This is a genomic window from Bacillus sp. LJBV19, from assembly GCF_017797845.1.
In the GTDB taxonomy this organism is placed as follows: Bacteria; Bacillota; Bacilli; order Bacillales; family Bacillaceae; genus Bacillus; species Bacillus velezensis.
The window spans coordinates 1,239,519-1,256,463 of sequence record NZ_CP072563.1; the positions used below are offsets into that span (position 1 = coordinate 1,239,519).

20 protein-coding genes are annotated in these 16,945 nt (G+C 47.8%); all 20 read left to right on the forward strand.

Annotated elements, in window-relative coordinates:
* The first annotated feature begins 7 nt into the window (after window positions 1–7).
* Window positions 8–1,399, forward strand: a complete 1,392-nt coding sequence (locus J6600_RS06365; protein WP_094296112.1) for a phage portal protein — start codon at window positions 8–10, stop codon at window positions 1,397–1,399.
* A gap of 19 nt (window positions 1,400–1,418) precedes the next feature.
* Window positions 1,419–2,264, forward strand: a complete 846-nt coding sequence (locus J6600_RS06370; RefSeq protein ID WP_007407275.1) for an XkdF-like putative serine protease domain-containing protein — start codon at window positions 1,419–1,421, stop codon at window positions 2,262–2,264.
* 26 nt (window positions 2,265–2,290) lie between these two features.
* A complete protein-coding gene (locus J6600_RS06375; RefSeq protein ID WP_053104250.1) occupies window positions 2,291–3,226 on the forward strand; it encodes a phage major capsid protein in 936 nt (311 codons plus the stop codon).
* A 16-nt stretch (window positions 3,227–3,242) separates the two neighbouring features.
* Window positions 3,243–3,626 (forward strand): protein YqbG, encoded by a 384-nt coding sequence (yqbG, locus tag J6600_RS06380; RefSeq protein ID WP_015417287.1) that lies wholly within the window; start codon window positions 3,243–3,245, stop codon window positions 3,624–3,626.
* Window positions 3,623–3,979, forward strand: a complete 357-nt coding sequence (locus J6600_RS06385) for a DUF3599 family protein (RefSeq protein ID WP_022553487.1) — start codon at window positions 3,623–3,625, stop codon at window positions 3,977–3,979. The genes yqbG and J6600_RS06385 overlap by 4 nt, the downstream gene beginning before the upstream one ends.
* Window positions 3,976–4,479: an HK97 gp10 family phage protein gene (locus J6600_RS06390; protein WP_128496595.1), complete on the forward strand. Its 504-nt coding sequence runs from the start codon at window positions 3,976–3,978 to the stop codon at window positions 4,477–4,479. Before J6600_RS06385 ends, J6600_RS06390 begins: the two co-directional genes overlap by 4 nt.
* The gene (locus tag J6600_RS06395) at window positions 4,476–4,922 is read left to right on the forward strand and encodes a hypothetical protein (RefSeq protein ID WP_029973074.1); all 447 of its coding nucleotides are present in this window, start codon (window positions 4,476–4,478) and stop codon (window positions 4,920–4,922) included. The genes J6600_RS06390 and J6600_RS06395 overlap by 4 nt, the downstream gene beginning before the upstream one ends.
* Window positions 4,919–5,128, forward strand: a complete 210-nt coding sequence (locus tag J6600_RS06400) for a YqzN/YkzM domain-containing protein (protein ID WP_007610809.1) — start codon at window positions 4,919–4,921, stop codon at window positions 5,126–5,128. Before J6600_RS06395 ends, J6600_RS06400 begins: the two co-directional genes overlap by 4 nt.
* Complete coding sequence (locus J6600_RS06405; protein ID WP_209388140.1) at window positions 5,128–6,525, forward strand: phage tail sheath family protein; 1,398 nt, start codon at window positions 5,128–5,130, stop codon at window positions 6,523–6,525. Before J6600_RS06400 ends, J6600_RS06405 begins: the two co-directional genes overlap by 1 nt.
* 1 nt (window position 6,526) lies before the next feature.
* Window positions 6,527–6,970: a phage tail tube protein gene (locus J6600_RS06410; protein WP_003154837.1), complete on the forward strand. Its 444-nt coding sequence runs from the start codon at window positions 6,527–6,529 to the stop codon at window positions 6,968–6,970.
* Between the two features lie 76 nt (window positions 6,971–7,046).
* Window positions 7,047–7,493 (forward strand): phage tail assembly chaperone, encoded by a 447-nt coding sequence (locus J6600_RS06415; protein ID WP_003154836.1) that lies wholly within the window; start codon window positions 7,047–7,049, stop codon window positions 7,491–7,493.
* A gap of 41 nt (window positions 7,494–7,534) precedes the next feature.
* A complete protein-coding gene (locus J6600_RS06420; RefSeq protein WP_015239684.1) occupies window positions 7,535–7,687 on the forward strand; it encodes a hypothetical protein in 153 nt (50 codons plus the stop codon).
* Window positions 7,675–12,636 carry a transglycosylase SLT domain-containing protein gene (locus J6600_RS06425; RefSeq protein ID WP_209388141.1) on the forward strand — a complete coding sequence of 1,654 codons (4,962 nt, stop codon included), beginning with the start codon at window positions 7,675–7,677 and terminating at the stop codon, window positions 12,634–12,636. Before J6600_RS06420 ends, J6600_RS06425 begins: the two co-directional genes overlap by 13 nt.
* Window positions 12,629–13,288, forward strand: coding sequence for a LysM peptidoglycan-binding domain-containing protein (locus J6600_RS06430; protein ID WP_209388142.1), 660 nt, complete (start codon window positions 12,629–12,631; stop codon window positions 13,286–13,288). The genes J6600_RS06425 and J6600_RS06430 overlap by 8 nt, the downstream gene beginning before the upstream one ends.
* Before the next feature lie 13 nt (window positions 13,289–13,301).
* Entirely contained in the window at window positions 13,302–14,279 is a 978-nt protein-coding gene (locus J6600_RS06435) for an XkdQ/YqbQ family protein (protein WP_209388143.1), read from the forward strand.
* Entirely contained in the window at window positions 14,279–14,545 is a 267-nt protein-coding gene (locus J6600_RS06440) for a DUF2577 family protein (protein ID WP_209388144.1), read from the forward strand. Before J6600_RS06435 ends, J6600_RS06440 begins: the two co-directional genes overlap by 1 nt.
* Window positions 14,546–14,648: 103 nt before the next feature.
* Window positions 14,649–15,074 carry a DUF2634 domain-containing protein gene (locus J6600_RS06445; protein ID WP_020955689.1) on the forward strand — a complete coding sequence of 142 codons (426 nt, stop codon included), beginning with the start codon at window positions 14,649–14,651 and terminating at the stop codon, window positions 15,072–15,074.
* Window positions 15,067–16,113 carry a baseplate J/gp47 family protein gene (locus tag J6600_RS06450; protein ID WP_021493826.1) on the forward strand — a complete coding sequence of 349 codons (1,047 nt, stop codon included), beginning with the start codon at window positions 15,067–15,069 and terminating at the stop codon, window positions 16,111–16,113. Before J6600_RS06445 ends, J6600_RS06450 begins: the two co-directional genes overlap by 8 nt.
* A complete protein-coding gene (locus tag J6600_RS06455; protein ID WP_007407262.1) occupies window positions 16,097–16,675 on the forward strand; it encodes a YmfQ family protein in 579 nt (192 codons plus the stop codon). The genes J6600_RS06450 and J6600_RS06455 overlap by 17 nt, the downstream gene beginning before the upstream one ends.
* Complete coding sequence (locus J6600_RS06460) at window positions 16,672–16,944, forward strand: hypothetical protein (RefSeq protein ID WP_003154822.1); 273 nt, start codon at window positions 16,672–16,674, stop codon at window positions 16,942–16,944. The genes J6600_RS06455 and J6600_RS06460 overlap by 4 nt, the downstream gene beginning before the upstream one ends.
* Window position 16,945: the final 1 nt, after the last annotated feature.

Sequence of the window (16,945 nt, forward strand, 5' to 3'; positions counted from 1 at the left end):
ATCAAAAATGGCCGCGCCGCAGGCAAGGCAGATGAACGAAGATCAATTTGCCGATCTGTACGGCGAAGACATCATTTCACCGCCCTATAATCTCATTGAACTGAAAACAATCGCCGAATATTCGACGATTCTTCAGCAGTGCATTGACGCGTATCGGGTCAATATTACGGGTTTTGGGTTTGATGTGGAATATACCTTTGATGTAAATAGCCCAGATTGCTCTCCGACAAAAAAGGCCCGGGCCGAAAAAAACTGGATGAAGCTGGAGAGCTTTTACAAATGTCTTCATTTTGATGAATCGGCCGAGACGATCCTCGGATATGCGATAGAAGACCGCGAAAAAACGGGCAACGGTTTTCTCGAAGTGCTTCGGGACGGGGCGGGAAAACCGGCGGGGATTGAATATCTGGATGTGAAACATATGCGCGTGTGCGGTGTGACTGATCCCGTTGAAGTCACATTTTCATATGAAGAAAACGGCGCATCCAAAACGATTAAAAGGCAAAAACGGTTTCGTAAATATGTTCAGATGCTGAACGGTCGGAAAGTGTTTTTTAAAGAATACGGCGATCCCCGCATGATGGACATGAGAACCGGCGAATACGTAAAGACCCTGTCTGAAGAATATCGGGCAAATGAAGCCATTCACTTAAAAATCGGCAGCGGCACTTACGGAATTCCGCGCTGGGTCGGCAATATCGTCAATCTGTACGGCGCCCGGAAAGCGGAAGAACTGAATTTTATGTATTTCAAGCAGGGCCGTCACGTGCCGGCCGCCATTACGGTTGAAAACGGCATGCTGTCAGAAACCTCGTACAAAGAGCTCCAGGATTATATGAATGACCTGGAAGGGGTGGAAAACGCCCACAAATTTCTGCTGATTGAGGCGGAAGGCATTGCGAAGGAAAAAGACCTTCACGGAGGCGAAGACATTACGCCCGTGTCTGTGGAAATTAAATCACTTGCGGAAATTCTGCAGGATGATGCGCTGTTTCTTGAATATGACGACAAAAGCAGAAATAAACTCCGTTCCGCTTTCCGTCTCCCGCCGCTTTATACGGGCGAGGCGCAGGAATACAACAAAGCCACCGCCGATACGGCACGGAAAATAACGGAGGAGCAGGTGTTTCAGCCGGAGCGGAAAACGCTGATTAATAAGCTCAACACGTTATTTTTGCCTGAATTGGGTCTCCACGATGTACAGCTCACATTAAAAGGGCCTGATTTTCGCGATCCGCTTGAAATTGCGAAGGTGCTTACGCCATTTATTTCCGCCGGCGCGGTCTCTCCTAATGACCTCCGTGATCTGGCGGGAAGAGTGCTCGGGAAGACGCTTGAGGAATGGCCTGAAGAGTACTACAGCCGGCCGGTGCTGAAAGGGAAAAAGGAGCAATCCTGAAAGGGGGTGAAAACATCTCGTGCCGAGAGAATTGAGAAATGCCGTCATCAGTTTTGTGAGCTATGTCGATAAGGCGGCGAACCAAACGGAATTCTTTTTTACAAAATCAGCCGGAGGCCTTCCGTCATTTGAAAAAAAGGTGCAGGTGTTTACAAAAAGCGAATCGGATGAGCAGAAGCTTGTTTACGGCATCGTTTACGAGCCGGATGTCCCGGATGCACATGGCGATTATATGACGGCTGAAGAAATTGAAAAGGCCGCTCACGGTTTTTTGGCGGACGCCCGCAACATCGATACAAATCATAATTTTGAAGGCGGGACTGGCGAGGTGGTGGAGTCGTACGTCGCCCCGGATGACTTTGAAATCGGGAATGCTGTGATCCGGAAAGGATCTTGGGTGCTTGTCACCAAAGCTTCCGATGAAGTATGGGATCAGATTAAAGCCGGTATCATTACGGGCTACAGCATGGCGGGAACCGCTGACGTTTACGAAGAGCCGGCAGAAAAGCAAGCCGGCTTATTCGGCGCGGTCAAGCAATTTCTCGACCGTGACCGCAAATCAAGAAACCGCAAGGGAGAGGACTTGAACAAGATGAGAAAAGAAGACGTAAGAGAATCGATTGAACACGCGCTGCACCCGCTTTTAAAGCGGCTTGACAGCTTGGACCAAAACACGGAAGACAAAGACGGGGCGGCTGCGCCGTCTGATGAAGAAAAGCTGAAAACGCTTGTTGAGGACATGCTTGCGCCGATTATTAAACGCATTGAAGCGCTTGAAAAAGTAAGAGGCGCATCAAAGCAGCCGGAAGAAGAGACGGGCGGCCAAGAGCCTGTTAAAAAATCCATTTGGAGCGGACTGCTTTAAGCCCAGTCAGAAGGAGGAACTGTAGAGTGAGAAATCAAGATATCATCAGAAAGGCGGAAATGTCACTTTCCGCTTTAAAAAGCGGCGGTTTAATGAACCCCGCACAAGCTTCAGCATTTATCCGCATGGTGCAGAACACGCCGACCATTTTCAGCGAATCGCGTGTGATTCAAATGGAAAATGACTCGCAGAAATTTGAAAAAATCGGTTTCGGCCAGCGTATTCTGCGTGCCGCTGAGGAAGGAAAAGCCTTAACTGACGATCAGCTGACCGTCCCGGCAACAAGTACGGTGCAGCTGAATACGAAAGAAGTCATTGCGGAAATTAATATCACCTATGACACGCTTGAAAACAATATTGAAAAAGACGGCCTGCAGCAGACGATCATGCAGATTTTGGCGGAGCGGGCGGCAGTCGATATTGAGGAGCTTGTCGTAAACGGCGATACATCTTCTTCTGATCCGTACTTGGCACAGCTTGACGGAATCCGTAAGCAGACTGTATCTCATGTCATTGACGGAAACGGGGAAGAGCTGTCCAGAGCCACATTTAAAAAAGGCTTAAAAGCCATTCCGGCAAAATATTTGCGCCTGCCTCAGGAATTCAGATTTTACACATCTCAAGGCATGGAGATTGAATGGAAAGACCGTGTGGCTGACCGTCAGACCAATCTGGGGGATCTTGCGGTGCAGGGCGGTTTGTCTTCAGCATTCGGCGTTCCGGTCAAAGGAGTGTCCAATCTGCAGCCGTACTCGGTCGGAGAAGGTGATTTCCAGTACGATGCGTCTGACATCATTTTGACTCACCCGAAAAATATCATTCTCGGTTTTTCACGGAATATCCGAATCGAAGTAGATAAAGATATTCGCAGCCGCAAATTTATTATCGTACTGACGGCTAAACTTGACAGCAAATTTGAAGAAGAAGATGCAAGCGCCAAAATCGTAAACGTTAAAGAATAAGACGGGGGTGGCAGTTATGTTAATTCAGCCGTCTGACGTTGTTTCATATTCAGTTTATGATCAAGTCAAAAACAGGCCGGAGCCGCTTCTTATACAGGACATTCTGGAGGCGGAGGCGGAAGCGGCCAGAATGGCGGGGCATTCGTTCACTGACCCTATTTACTCACCGCTTCCCGAAAAGATTAAGCTTGCGTTATTAAAGCTTTCTCAATATTTTGCGCTGATCAACCAGAATGAAGCAGCCGCTTCCGCCTATCAATCTGAAAAGATAGGTGACTATTCCTATACGGTGGCAGGTGAAGGCGGGATCAGAAAACCGGCGGTGCGCCATCTTCTCTGTGAATATATCACGCCGGGTTATTCCCCGGTTTCTGCAAACGCAAAGGTGAGACCGTTATGAGCTACGAACGGCTGCTCACTGACAGATGCGATATTTATCATGAGACGGTGTCAGTTCCGAAGGCCGGACGCTTCGGGATTCCCGCCGAAAAGCTCCAGCCTGTCTTTTCTTATCGGGAAGTTCCCGATGCTGAAGACGTGCCGTGTCTGTTTGTTGAAAAACAGCAGCAGCTTATTCAGCTTGATCCTGATCATAAGGTATATCAGCGGTTTCTCGTTCATTTTCCGAAAGAGGCCGTTGTGCGTGTCAATGACAAAATCATTTGGGAAGGACAGGCGTATATTCTGGAAATGCCGAAGAAAGCAAGACAGCACCATTGGGAGGTTATCGCTGTGAGAGATGACAGACTATGAGCATAAAAAACCTTGAACAATGGAATCGGTCGCTGCAAAAGGCATCATCCGGAGAATTTGCCCGTCAGGCAGGCGAATGGCTGGAACAGTCAGGAGAGGATTTTCTCGACTTGGTACGGGAGGAGCTTATTCATTCGGGAGGGATTGATACAGAAAACCTGCTGTCTTCTTTCCGAAAAGGAGCGCAGGATCATATATGGATCATTGAAAACGGGGGACTGACCCTTGAAATCGGCACCAATGCAGAGTACGCCTCATTCATAAATGACGGACATTGGACCGTCTCAGATGAAAATGTCAGATGGGTGCCCGGGTATTTTCAAGGCTCCCGGTTCATCTATGATCCGTCAGCTTCAACGGGAATGGCGCTCAAAAAACAGTGGATCAGCGGGAATGGGTTTTGGGACAAAGCCCTTCTTTTGTATGAAACACTCTTCGCCGAATCGCTGGACAAGCGTTTCGATCAGTGGCTTAACACGTTGGGGGGAGATATCGGATGAATCGCGAAACCGGTTCAATCGCCGCTTTTTTGTATCAGCAGTGCGGCGTGCCCGTATATGAAAATGAACTGCCTGAACAATTTCAGGTGCCGTCACTATACATTCCGCCCCCATTTGTTTTTGACGAAAATGACACAGTCTCCACTTATAAGAAAACGTACAGTCTGAATGTGAAGCTGTTCCATGCCGACTCGGTGCAGGCGCTCTATGCAGCCGACCGGATCGCCGATGCGGTGAGAGAATCAAGACAGCTGATTCCGCTGCTAACGGAATCAGGGGAGGATACCGGTGATTTCGTCCGCATCAGCCGTATCGAAACAAGAGTCGGAGACAAAGGCGAGGCAGTGATCACAATCCGCTGGACGAGCCGCTACTACTATCAGAAACAAACATCTCCCGCACTGCGGGATGTGGACATTAACAGCGGGGTGAAACAAAAGTGAAACAACATAAAAAGAAAAACGCCGCAGCGGCGGAACGAGCGGTTCTTTATGACACGGCGGATTTAACAAAGCACGCGAAGGAGCTTTTCGGCGTAAAACCTGAGATTCTCCAGGGGGCTTTATTCGGCGTGAAGCAAAAACAAATGACAAAAGCGCAAGCCAAGTCTTACATTGAAGCATTTTTAACCAAGGAGGTCATGCAATAATGAACGGCGGAACATTTACGCAAGGAAAAGAAAAAGAACGTGCCGGAATCTATTTTAACTTTAAAACAACCGCCCAGGAGCGGGTATCGATCGGTGAACGCGGGATTGTCGCCCTTCCCGTCGCATCCGGCTGGGGGGAAGCGAAAACATTCGTTTCCATTTCAAGCATTGAAGATTTGAATAAAAAAGTGGGGCTCAGTATTGAAGATCCGTCACTGATTCTGCTTCGTGAGGCGAAAAAGAAAGCAAAAACCGTTTTGATGTACCGTCTGACAGAGGGAATCAGAGCGAGCGCCGATCTTTCGCAAGGTGTTAAAGCAACCGCTTTGTACGGCGGGTCAAAAGGAAATGACATCATCATCCGCATCAGTGAAAACGTCCTTGATCAGACCGCTTTCGATGTGACCACTTACATGGATGAAGCGGAAGTTGACAAACAAACGGTGAAAAAAGCCGAAGAATTAAAAGCAAACGGCTATGTCACATTCACGGGAACGGGCGAACTGTCGGCTTCCATCCCGCTGACAGGCACTGAAGAAGAATCCGGGGAAACGTTAAACCTGCAGGCAGGCATCCGTCTTGCGGGCGGAACTGATAAAGCACCGGTCAACTCAGACTATACGGATTTTTTAGCTGCGGCTGAAACGGAGAATTTCGATGTCATCGCTCTTCCTGTAGCGGAAAACGATCAGCTGAAAGCGACATTTGCCGCATTCATTAAACGCCTTCGCGATGCGCAGGGACAGAAAGTACAAGGGGTGACCGCCCATTACAGCGGGGATTATGAAGGCATTATCAATGTTACTGAAGGTGTGCTGCTGGAAGACGGAACCGAGATTAAAGCTGAAGATGCGACCGCCTGGGTGGCAGGCGCAAGTGCCAGCGCCGCATTTAATCAATCCTTAACATTCGTTGAATACGAAGGCGCCGTCGATGTGCTGCACCGCCTGACTCATGATGAAGTGATCGAACGTCTTTCTAAAGGTGAATTCCTTTTCTCTTATGATGCCCGTGATAAGTCAGTCAGCGTTGAAAAAGATATCAACTCATTGGTGACATTTACGGCAGAGAAAAACAAAAAGTTCGCGAAAAACAAAATCGTCCGTGTGCTTGATGCGGTGAATAACGATTTGACACGTGAACTGAAAGCCTTAATTAAATCGAAAAAAGGCACGGGCAGCGATCTTCCTGCGACAAATGACGGCCTTCAATTCGTCAAAACGATGATCATTCAATATTTGACTACGCTTCAGGATGCGGGCGGCATCGCAAATTTTGATTCAGACAAAGACATTACAATCGGGCTGAATGAAGACCGCGACGGCTTTTTAATCGATCTCGCCGTACAGCCTGTGGATGCGGCAGAAAAATTCTACTTTAACGTGGAGGTAAACTAAGATGGCATTAAAAGCGCAAAACACGATTTCAGGAAAAGAAGGCCGTTTATTTCTCGACGGAGAAGAGATGGCGCATATTAAAACCTTTGAAGCAAACGTGGAAAAAAACAAATCAGAAGTAAACATCATGGGCCGCCGCATGACGGGACATAAAACAACAGGCGCCAACGGAACGGGCACGGCAACATTCTATAAGGTCACATCCAAATTCGCCGTCCTTATGATGGATTACGTCAAAAAAGGCAGCGACCCGTATTTTACGCTGCAAGCCGTACTTGATGACAAATCATCGGGCCGCGGAACAGAACGCGTCACTCTGTATGACGTCAACTTTGATTCTGCAAAAATCGCCGGACTGGACGTAGACTCAGAAGCACTCGAAGAAGAAGTGCCGTTTACCTTTGAAGATTTCGATGTGCCGGAAAAGCTTTCTGAAACGTTTTAATTAAGATCGGTATGAGTGAAACAGGCCTTTTTACAGGCCTGTTTTTTATAAAAAAAAAAGTAAGGGAGTTTTCATCATGAGCGAAAAAAACGAGCAAGTATATGATCTGTCATTCTTTATGCCGGGTAAAACAGTCGAGGCTGAGGAGATTCGGGTTCCGCTTTCAAAGCGCTTTGTCGATAAAAAAGGAAACATCGTGCCTTTTATTTTTAAAGCCATTACGACTGAGCGCATTGACGAACTGGAGAAGGAAAGCACGACATATAAAAATGTGAAGGGCAGAGGCCGCGTAAAAGACTTAGACAGCCAGCGCTTTTATGCGCGGATCGCGGTTGAATCTACGATTTACCCTGATTTCCGTTCTAAGGAGCTCCGCGACGCTTACAAAACGGCAGATCCGGTCGAGGTGGCAAAACGCGTTCTTTCAGTCGGCGGTGAGTATGCAAATTGGCTGAATAAAGCGATTGAGATCAACGGTTTTGAAGATGAATTAGAAGATCTGGAGCAAGAAGCAAAAAACTGATAAAAGATGGGAATAAGGAAGCCGTGTATCTCTATTACGCGATGCATGAGCTTCATTATTCTCCATCAGAACTGAAAGAGTTATATGAAGCACCGAGACATTTTAAGGCGCTGTTGTACGGTTTAATCGGTTACAAGCTGGACATTCTTGAAAAACAAGCGAAGAAAGGGGGAGCGACATCATGGCAAAGCTGACCGCCCGTTTTGAATTGGAAGATCGGGTTTCAAAGAAAATAAGGAAAATCCAAAATGGCTTCAGAGCGCTTGAGAAATACAGGAAAATGACAAAACGCCAAAGTGAAATTGATATACGCAAAGAGAGTAAATCTGTTTTAAGAACAATTGACCGCATTCAGCGCTCTATGAAAAGAAAGCTGGGCGCACAAATGATCTCTATTTCAGCTGAAGACGGAGCCAGTGCCGTCATTCAAAAGGTGCAAGCCCAATTAGCGGGTCTGCCTGCGTCTTTAACCATTAAAATAGGAGCAAAAGACAGCGCGACAGCGGCATTTGAGAGATTGCGGGATCTGGCTGCCGGTTTTAAAGGATTTACCGTTTCACTTTATGCGTCAGACGAAGTGACCCCTGCCATGGAACGCATCAAACGCTACATGCAATCTGCGTTAAAGAACGGGTACTCTGTCACTATACGCGTCATAGATCACGTCATGACAACAGTCGGCCGAATTTCAGCGGGCATTGATTCGCTGACGGGAAAAAACAATGTCATTCAATTATCGTTAAACGAAAAGGTGACAGCACAGCTGGCTGCAATGCAAAAGAATATGCCGGACGTCGGAAAAGCTTCTGCATCTGCTGCTCCTGCTTCGCCGAAAAACGATTTTTCAATGCTTGACTCCATTGCAGACACCTTCATGAAAAAAGTCAATGACATCGCATCCAAATTTTATCCGGAAACAATCATAGCGGAACTGGATAAATTCGCTGCAAGCTTTATGAAGAAAGCGGACGAAATCGCGAGTAAGTTCAGCCCTGCAACGATTTTAACCGAACTGGACAAGTTCACAACGTCATTCATGGGAAAAGTAGACGAAATCGCGAGCAAATTCAGCCCTGAGACGATTTTAGCAGAGCTGGACAAGTTCACGACCTCATTCATGGGAAAAGTAGACGAAATCGCAAGCAAATTCAGTCCTGAGACGATATTAACCGAACTGGACAAGTTCACGACCTCATTCATGGGAAAAGTGGACGAAATCGCAAGCAAATTCAGCCCGGAGACGATATTAGCCGAACTGGACAAGTTCACAACGTCATTCATGGGAAAAGTAGACGAAATCGCGAGCAAATTCAGCCCTGAGACGATTTTAGCAGAGCTGGACAAGTTCACGACCTCATTCATGGGAAAAGTAGACGAAATCGCGAGCAAATTCAGCCCTGAGACGATTTTAGCAGAGCTGGACAAGTTCACGACCTCATTCATGGGAAAAGTAGACGAAATCGCAAGCAAATTCAGTCCGGCAACAATCTTAGCAGAGCTGGACAAGTTCACGACCTCATTCATGGGAAAAGTAGATGAGATCGCAAGTAAATTCAGCCCTGAGACAATTTTAGCAGAGCTGGACAAATTCGCTGATTCGTTTATGAAAAAGGTAGACGGGGTCGTGAGTAAATTCAGTCCGGAAGCCATATTGAAAGAACTGGATAAATTCACTGATTCATTTATGAAAAAGATAGATGACGTTGTCAGCAAATTCAGTCCGGAGACCATATTGAAAGAGCTGGATCATTTTACTGATTCGTTTATGAAGAAAGTCGACGACGTTGTCGGTAAATTCAGTCCTGATAAGCTAATCGACCGCGCCGAACAATTTGTAAATGACACGATTGACCGAATTTCTGAGAAATTCGATTTTCTCAATCCGGATAAGATTTTGGAAAAAGTGGAGCAGTTTACATCCTCACTGTTTGGAGGCATTGATAAAAAGTTCGGCAAATTCAGTCCTGATGCGATCATCGAAAAAGCCGAGGCATTTGTTGATAAAATTGTCAGCAAGATTGCCAAGAAATTTGAGAAATTCAGCCCGGACAAAATCATCGAAAAAGCCGGGGAATTAATAGAAAAAATATTTTCAGGAATCGCTGAAAAATTAGGCAAACTCAATATTGGCGGATTATTAGGAGGCGGCACGAAAAAAGAAAAGAGTAAGGGCGGCCTTACTGCCGGCGGCTCCAACGGCCCGAAGCGTCCTGATCTGACAAAGGGTTCACAGCGCACGGTAACAGCGCCAAAATCTTCAGGAAAGTCAGCCAAAAAAACCGGCGGGGCTTTGGGGGGCTGCTGCTGCTGTACCGGAGTGACGAGGGGCAAAAGCAGTAAAGTCGAAGGGCGAAATAAATCCTCAAAAAGAGGTTCCTCCGTAAAGGAAAGCAAACAGGCATCCGTAAACACGCCGAAAACAAAAGGGGCAGGTAAAGGCATCGGCGCGCTTTTGAAAGGCCTGGGAGATTCAAAGGCGCTAAAAGGCGGTTTGAAAGGGTTAAAAGGTGCCGCTAAAGGAATTCCCGGCATAGGTGAATTGTTATCACTTACTGATTTAGCCGGCATCAATAAAGATAATGCAGGAGAGAAGGTCGGCTCAGCAGGCGGCGGTCTTGCCGGAGCTGCGGCCGGAGCGGCAATAGGCAGCGTTGTTCCCGGAGTGGGCACATTAATCGGCGGCGCGGTAGGCGGCATCGCCGGCAGTTTAGGCGGTTCCAGCTTGGGAGAGGCCTTTGATTCAGGGGCTTTGAAGGACACGTGGAATGATATTTCCAAAGCGGCGCAAAGTGCTTGGACAACAATACAAGATACTTGGGGAAGCGTTTCATCCTGGTTCATGGAAAATGTATGGACGCCGGTTTCATCAGCTGTCGTCGGAGTGGCGACAAGCATCTGGTCAAATATCGTGAATGCGTGGACGACGATTCAAGGGATTTTCAGCACGGTGTCATCCTGGTTCATGGAAAATGTATGGACGCCGGTTTCATCGGCTGTCGTCGGAGTGGCAACCAGCATCTGGTCAAATATCGTGAATGCGTGGACGACGATTCAAGGTGTCTTCAGCACAGTATCCGGCTGGTTTATGAGCACCGTGTGGACCCCCGTAAAATCGGCTGTCGTCGGAGTGGCGACGTCCATTTGGAGTAAAATCACAGGAGCTTGGGATAAAATTAAATCCGTTTTCAGTACGGTTTCCGGCTGGTTCATGGATACTGTCTGGAATCCGGTGAAAGACATGGTGAAAAATGTCGGTAAAGGAATATCAGATGCTTTCCAGACTGCTTTAGATACGGTAAAGAATATATGGAAAGGGTTAAGCGGCTGGTTTGAGAAACATATAAAAGAACCTCTTGTAAAAGTGGGAACGGCCATATCAGATGCTTTTTCTGCAGCATTCGACTGGGTGAAAAAGATTTGGGATAAAACCGGCGGCAAAATGATTTCAGGCATAATGAACTTTGTCACAGGCGGCGGAGATAAAAAGAAAAAAACGGACAAAAACGCCACGGGCGGCTACATTACAAAGCCGACCATTTCCTGGATCGGTGAAGCCGGTAAAGAATTTGTCATCCCCGTCGACAACAATCGCGGCCGCGGGAAGATGCTGCTTTCACAAGCTGCGTCTAAGCTCGGCATGCGTGTTGTCGATGATATGGGCGCGGCTTCGGCTCAGTCTTCTGCTGTGCCGGCGGGAGCGGGCGGTGTTTCTTCTTCTGCATCTGTATCGGCCGCAGCGTCTGTGGATTCTTCCGGATTTGCCGGGACGGCTTCATCACTCGGCAAACAGTTTACTGAAGGCTTTGACAGCGGAATCAGCAAAAAAGCGGTGGATATGGACGGCTGGAAGGAAAAAAACATCGGAACGCCGTTCAATGCCCTCATTTCGTCTTCATCCGGTTACGGAAAGCAAGTCGTTGCGGGCTATGCCAAAGGTCAGAATACTTCGCCGACGGGCACCGATTCATTTTTAAAAACAAAGGTGAAAACACCTTATCAATCGGCGGTTAATCAATCGTCATCATGGGGCGCCGCAACGGTGAAAGGATATTCGGCCGGACAGAATGCAAAAGATACGGGAACGTCGCAATACGTAAGCACACATATCAATAAACCGTTTGTGCAATCAAGAGATTCCGCGAACGGCTGGGGGTCAGGCCTGATCGGACACTTTGTATCAGGGATGACTGCAAAAGGAAGCGAAGTCAAACAGGCGGCCAAAGAAATGGCCAAAAAAGTCGAGGACGCATTCAGGGAAGAGCTTGATATTCACTCTCCTTCCCGTGTCATGATGAGTCTCGGACGCTTTGCTTCAGTCGGCGTCGTCAAAGGGCTCAGCTCAGTTGACGTAAAAAAATACGCCGAAAAACAGGCAGGCTCGCTTGCAGCAGCCTTTTCCGGCATGGGTGCAGCGGGAGGAAGCGTCAAAGAGTGGCTTTTGGCCGCAATGAAAGCAACCAATACGCCGATCAGCTGGCTTCCGGGATTAATGACGATCGCACAGCATGAGTCAGGCGGCAACCCTAATTCCATTAATCTATGGGACAGCAACGCCAAAGCCGGACACCCGTCACAGGGGCTTATGCAGACGATTCCGAGCACCTTTGAAGATCACAAAGCGCCGGGCATGAATGATATCAGAAATCCAATTCACAACGCCGCTGCCGCTATCGGCTATATTAAAAGCCGATACGGCTCGATCAGCAATGTCCCCGGGATTAAAAGTATGGCTCATGGAGGCCCTTACGTCGGTTATGCCAATGGGGGTCTGATTACCAAGGAGCAGATCGCCCGTGTCGGCGAAGGGAACAAACGGGAGTGGATCATCCCTGAAGAGCGGGGCATCCGCGGCCGTTATCTGCTGCAAAAAGCGGCTCAAGCGCTCGGCATGGAAGTGTCCGACCCGTCACAGACGGAACCGGCGGCGCTTTCAGCCGGCACGGTTTCCGCAGCCGTTAAAGGCGGCGGACAAACCGTTCAAAAAACGGGAACAAAAGAAATTAAAATCGAATTCAGCGGCGATCAGCATTTCCATAACGGACAGGACGCCGACAGCCTCGCCGCCAAAATCAAACAGGCGCTGATTGATGAACTGCAAAAAGACATTTATACCGGAGCAAAGGAGGCCGTTGCTTTTGACTAAATCTGTTTACGAATTTTGGCTGTCTCAGGGAAAGGACAAGCTCCGGCTTCCCGTTCTCCCTGAAGCGATTGATATCGCAAACAGCGTGCAGAATGATTCCGTGAAAGTCACCGGACTTGGAGAGGTGACGTTTATCGAAGAACCGGGAGCGAAAGAAATTTCGTTCTCTTCTTTTTTTCCGAAACGGTACAGCCCGATTGCCGAATATCAAAGCATCCCTTCGCCGGAAAAAGCCATTTCAGTCATTGAAGCATGGATGAAAGCGAAAAAACCCGTTCAGTTTTTGATTACAGGGACAAAAATCAATGTCACATGCAGCATTGAAAGCTTTAATTACAGCGAAGGTGACAATGAAATCGGCGACCGGAATTTTGATATCGTACTGAAAGAATATAAAACCGCTTCGCCAAGAAAAATCAAACAAAAGAAAAAAACGAAAGCGAAGCGCCCGTCCAAAGCTTCACCCAAAACATATACCGTCAAAAAAGGGGATACGCTTTGGGACATCGCCGGCAAGTTTTACGGAAAACACACGGAGTGGCGGAAAATCTGGAACGCGAATAAAACCGCCATGATTAAGCGCAGCAAACGGAATATCCGGCAGCCGGGGCATTGGATCTTCCCGGGGCAGAAGCTGAAGATACCGCAATGAAACGGGTGAAAAGATGATTGAACTATTTGTCATAAAAGAAACGGAGTGGCTCGAGCTTGTCACAGAAAGCGTCACGCTGGAAGGACACAGATATCAGGCGCCCCGCTCCATCGAAGCGAAGATTGTCGTAAAGCAGGGCAGCCAGACGTATTACGGCGTATCAGAAGGGGACACGGTTTTGTTCAAATGGAACGGAAAAGAGCTGTTCCGCGGCGTTGTTTTTGCAAGAACGCCCGATGAGCATACCGTCGCCTTCACCGCATACGATATGCTTCAATACCTTGTGAAAAACCAGGACGTTTACGTGTTTTCCAACAAGCGCGCCGATCAAATATTAAAAAGGATCGCCAGCGATTTTCAAATTCCCGTCACATCCATTGCCAACACAGGCCATACCATTAAATCACTCGTTTTTAAAAATGATACAAGCCTTTACGATATGATGCTAAAAGCTTTAAAGCAGACAAAAAGCCAGACGGGGCGCAATTATCAGCTCTATTCAGAAAAAGGCAGGCTCGGCTTGCGTGAATGGCCGGAGCCGTCTGACATATGGGTGCTGGAAACAGGAGTTAATATCACAGGGTATCAATACAGCACCTCAATTGATGACACCGCAACCCGTGTCGTCATGCGGCTGCAAAAAGACAATAAAACCGTGAAGGCTTCCGCGTCAGACAGCGCGGGCATGAAAACATTCGGCGTTTTGCAGTATACCGAAACGGTTTCTGACGACATTAATGAAGCCCAGCTGAAACAGCGCGCAAAAGTGAAGCAGGCTGAGAAAAAAGGCGTAAAGAAAGAGCTGAAAAATATACAGGCGATCGGTATTCCTGGGTTGGAAAGCGGATTGCCGGTCTATATCTCAATTCCGGAAATCGGGCTGAAGAAAACCTATTATGTAGATACGGACCGCCATGAATTCCAAGGAACAAAACATACCATGACGATTGACGTCACGGAGAAAAATTCACTTCCGGAGGGGACATCCTGATGAGATTAAGTGATGCCATTAAACATTTAGCCGTCGGAGCGGTTGACGCCGAAGCGCCGGTGGAGCTGATGCCGGCCGAAGTGACCTCCATTTCGCCGCTCGAGCTGAAACTGAAAGATCACGACAAACTTTTGATTCCGTCTGATGCACTCATTTTGCCGAAGCGGCTGAGATCCGGAGAAGATGATCAGCTCCAAGCGGGAGATCGGGTGATGACCGCCGCTTTAACAGGAGGACAGTCTTTCTTTGTACTGGACAAAATTTAACCGGCATCCGGACGGAAATGTACGAGAATATCAGCCTATTAAAGCCGCTTCATCATCCGAAGAGGGCTTTTTTACATGATCAAATCTAAAAGGAGCGGGTGCAATGGCCCTGACACCGGAAATCGAATTTGAAGATTTGGAGGATGCGAGTGAGGCCGTTGAGACTTCACAAACCTACCGAATTGATTTTGAAAACAATCGGATTACCAATGAACTGATAAACGGACTGGACGCAATCAGACAATTCGTCTATATCGCTCTTCACACAGAACGGTATTCATATTCGGTTTTCAGCCATGATATCGGAAATGAACTGCAGGAAGTGCTTTCAGATCAGAACACGACGGATGCTTATAAAAAAATGGAGATTCCAAGACTGATAGAAGAAGCCTTGCTGTATGATGACCGTATTTTGGCCGTTACCAATTTTGAGATTGAGAAAAAAGATGATGCCTTCACCGTCTCTTTTACCGTTGAAACTGATGAGGGCATGCTTGAGATAGAGGAGGTGCTGGGTGAGGATGTTTGAAGCTCAGACGTTTGACGACATTATGGACAGAATGCTGGCGCGCGTTACGGCGGATATTGATACGAGAGAAGGCAGCGTCATTTACAATGCGCTCGCGCCTGCGGCCGCTGAGCTCGCAAAGTCTTATATTTGGCTTGATACCGTGCTGGAACTCGTGTTTTCCGATACGGCTCAGGGAGAATTTCTGGACAGGCGTGCTGCTGAAGCGGGAATTGAACGAACACCTGCCACAAAAGCGGTCAGAGCCGGAGAATTCACAGCGGGCATCACCATTCCGCCAGGCTCCCGTTTCTTCGTTGATAACCTGTATTTTCAATATACGGGGGATGGAACGCTTGAATGTGAAACAGCCGGTGAAGCGGGCAATGCCGGCATTTCAGGGCAGAACCTGCTGCCGCTTGATACGATACCCGGGCTTGAGAAAGCAGTCATGCGCGATATATTAATTCCCGGCCGTGAGGAAGAAGATGACAACAGCTTAAGGGCGCGCTATTTTACCCGTGTCCGCCGGGAAGCAGTCAGCGCAAATAAACAGCATTATAAACAATGGGCCGAAGAGGTTGACGGCGTCGGCAGGGCGAAAATCTTCCCGCTTTGGAACGGAGCCGGAACGGTGAAGGTTGTCATCACAAATGCGAATTTGGAACCGGCATCAGATATTCTGATCAAGAAAGTAAAGGATTATATTGATCCGGACGAAGGGCAGGGAGAAGGACAGGCGCCGATCGGAGCGGCAGTAACGGTGGAAAGCGCCGTATGGAAGGAAATCGAAATCTCAGCTTCCGTGCTGCCTGAGCTGAACAGCTCGATCGATGACGTAAAAGCGGAGATTGAAAAAGGCGTCCTGAATTTATTTAAGAAAATGGCCTTCGAAGAAAACACCGTCCGTTTATCACAAATTAACAACATCGTTTATAACTCGGCATCCGTCAGTGACTACGCCGATATCAAAATGAACGGTGCGGCGGAAAACCTCGTGCTCAGTGACGTGGAAATTCCTAAACTCAAAGAGGTGACAATCCTTGAGCAGACTCGATGAGATGACGGCGTACCTCCCGCCGTTTTTAACCCGATTAAAAGAGATGGCACAGCTGCTTGAGGCGGAAGCTCCTGAGTTTGAGCGGCAGAATAACGATATTTTCGATTTGACAGATCAGCTCTTTATCACGACGGCGACGTGGGGGCTTGACCGCTGGGAAAAAATATTAAAAATACCGCGGGAATCAGGTGACACGGAGGATATGAGACGGCTCAGGCTGATTTCGAAGATGTCGAATATTCCGCCCATCACACATCAAGCGATCGAGCAGGCGCTAAACCGTTTTTTAAAACATCCGTCAGCTTACGTTCGGATGTTTCCGGGGCAGTATCGTTTTTATGCCGATATCGGGCTTGATGACCTGCAGCACATGAACGAGCTGATTGAAACGCTTGAAAAAATCAAACCCGCTCATTTGGCGTATACACTGAGAGCCGCATTAAACGAAACACTGGAAATCAAAGACCGGGTCATTCTCAACAATCGGAGATACCGAAAAGTCAGTGAACTGAAGGTCGGTTATTCCGTCACACTCAACAATAACGAGGTGGTCTTACCATGATATCAGCCGCTTACAGACAGCGTGCCGCAGCCGATCTGAAAAACAGGATCACAAAAGTGCTGTTAAACGGCAAAGAAACTCCGATTGCGGATATTTCCGTAAAAGATGCCGCAGTCACCGTTCTCACACGCAGGGAAGAAGACGTCAAACACATTGAAACCGTGCAGATGCTTGACGAAACAGGAAGCGTCATCACAGAACGAAAAACAAATTTAGATCTCAGCAATAACAGAACGCTTGATTTAAGATTTACCTTTGAGGTGGTGTAAC

Coding starts and splice junctions, on each gene's coding strand:
- J6600_RS06390 (WP_128496595.1), top strand. CDS start 3,976: ATGAGCATAAAAAACCTTGAACAATGGAATCGGTCGCTGCAAAAGGCA.
- J6600_RS06445 (WP_020955689.1), top strand. CDS start 14,649: ATGGCCCTGACACCGGAAATCGAATTTGAAGATTTGGAGGATGCGAGT.
- J6600_RS06435 (WP_209388143.1), top strand. CDS start 13,302: ATGATTGAACTATTTGTCATAAAAGAAACGGAGTGGCTCGAGCTTGTC.
- J6600_RS06415 (WP_003154836.1), top strand. CDS start 7,047: ATGAGCGAAAAAAACGAGCAAGTATATGATCTGTCATTCTTTATGCCG.
- J6600_RS06410 (WP_003154837.1), top strand. CDS start 6,527: ATGGCATTAAAAGCGCAAAACACGATTTCAGGAAAAGAAGGCCGTTTA.
- J6600_RS06395 (WP_029973074.1), top strand. CDS start 4,476: ATGAATCGCGAAACCGGTTCAATCGCCGCTTTTTTGTATCAGCAGTGC.
- J6600_RS06385 (WP_022553487.1), top strand. CDS start 3,623: ATGAGCTACGAACGGCTGCTCACTGACAGATGCGATATTTATCATGAG.
- J6600_RS06460 (WP_003154822.1), top strand. CDS start 16,672: ATGATATCAGCCGCTTACAGACAGCGTGCCGCAGCCGATCTGAAAAAC.
- J6600_RS06420 (WP_015239684.1), top strand. CDS start 7,535: ATGCATGAGCTTCATTATTCTCCATCAGAACTGAAAGAGTTATATGAA.
- J6600_RS06450 (WP_021493826.1), top strand. CDS start 15,067: ATGTTTGAAGCTCAGACGTTTGACGACATTATGGACAGAATGCTGGCG.
- yqbG (WP_015417287.1), top strand. CDS start 3,243: ATGTTAATTCAGCCGTCTGACGTTGTTTCATATTCAGTTTATGATCAA.
- J6600_RS06425 (WP_209388141.1), top strand. CDS start 7,675: ATGGCAAAGCTGACCGCCCGTTTTGAATTGGAAGATCGGGTTTCAAAG.
- J6600_RS06405 (WP_209388140.1), top strand. CDS start 5,128: ATGAACGGCGGAACATTTACGCAAGGAAAAGAAAAAGAACGTGCCGGA.
- J6600_RS06440 (WP_209388144.1), top strand. CDS start 14,279: ATGAGATTAAGTGATGCCATTAAACATTTAGCCGTCGGAGCGGTTGAC.
- J6600_RS06365 (WP_094296112.1), top strand. CDS start 8: ATGGCCGCGCCGCAGGCAAGGCAGATGAACGAAGATCAATTTGCCGAT.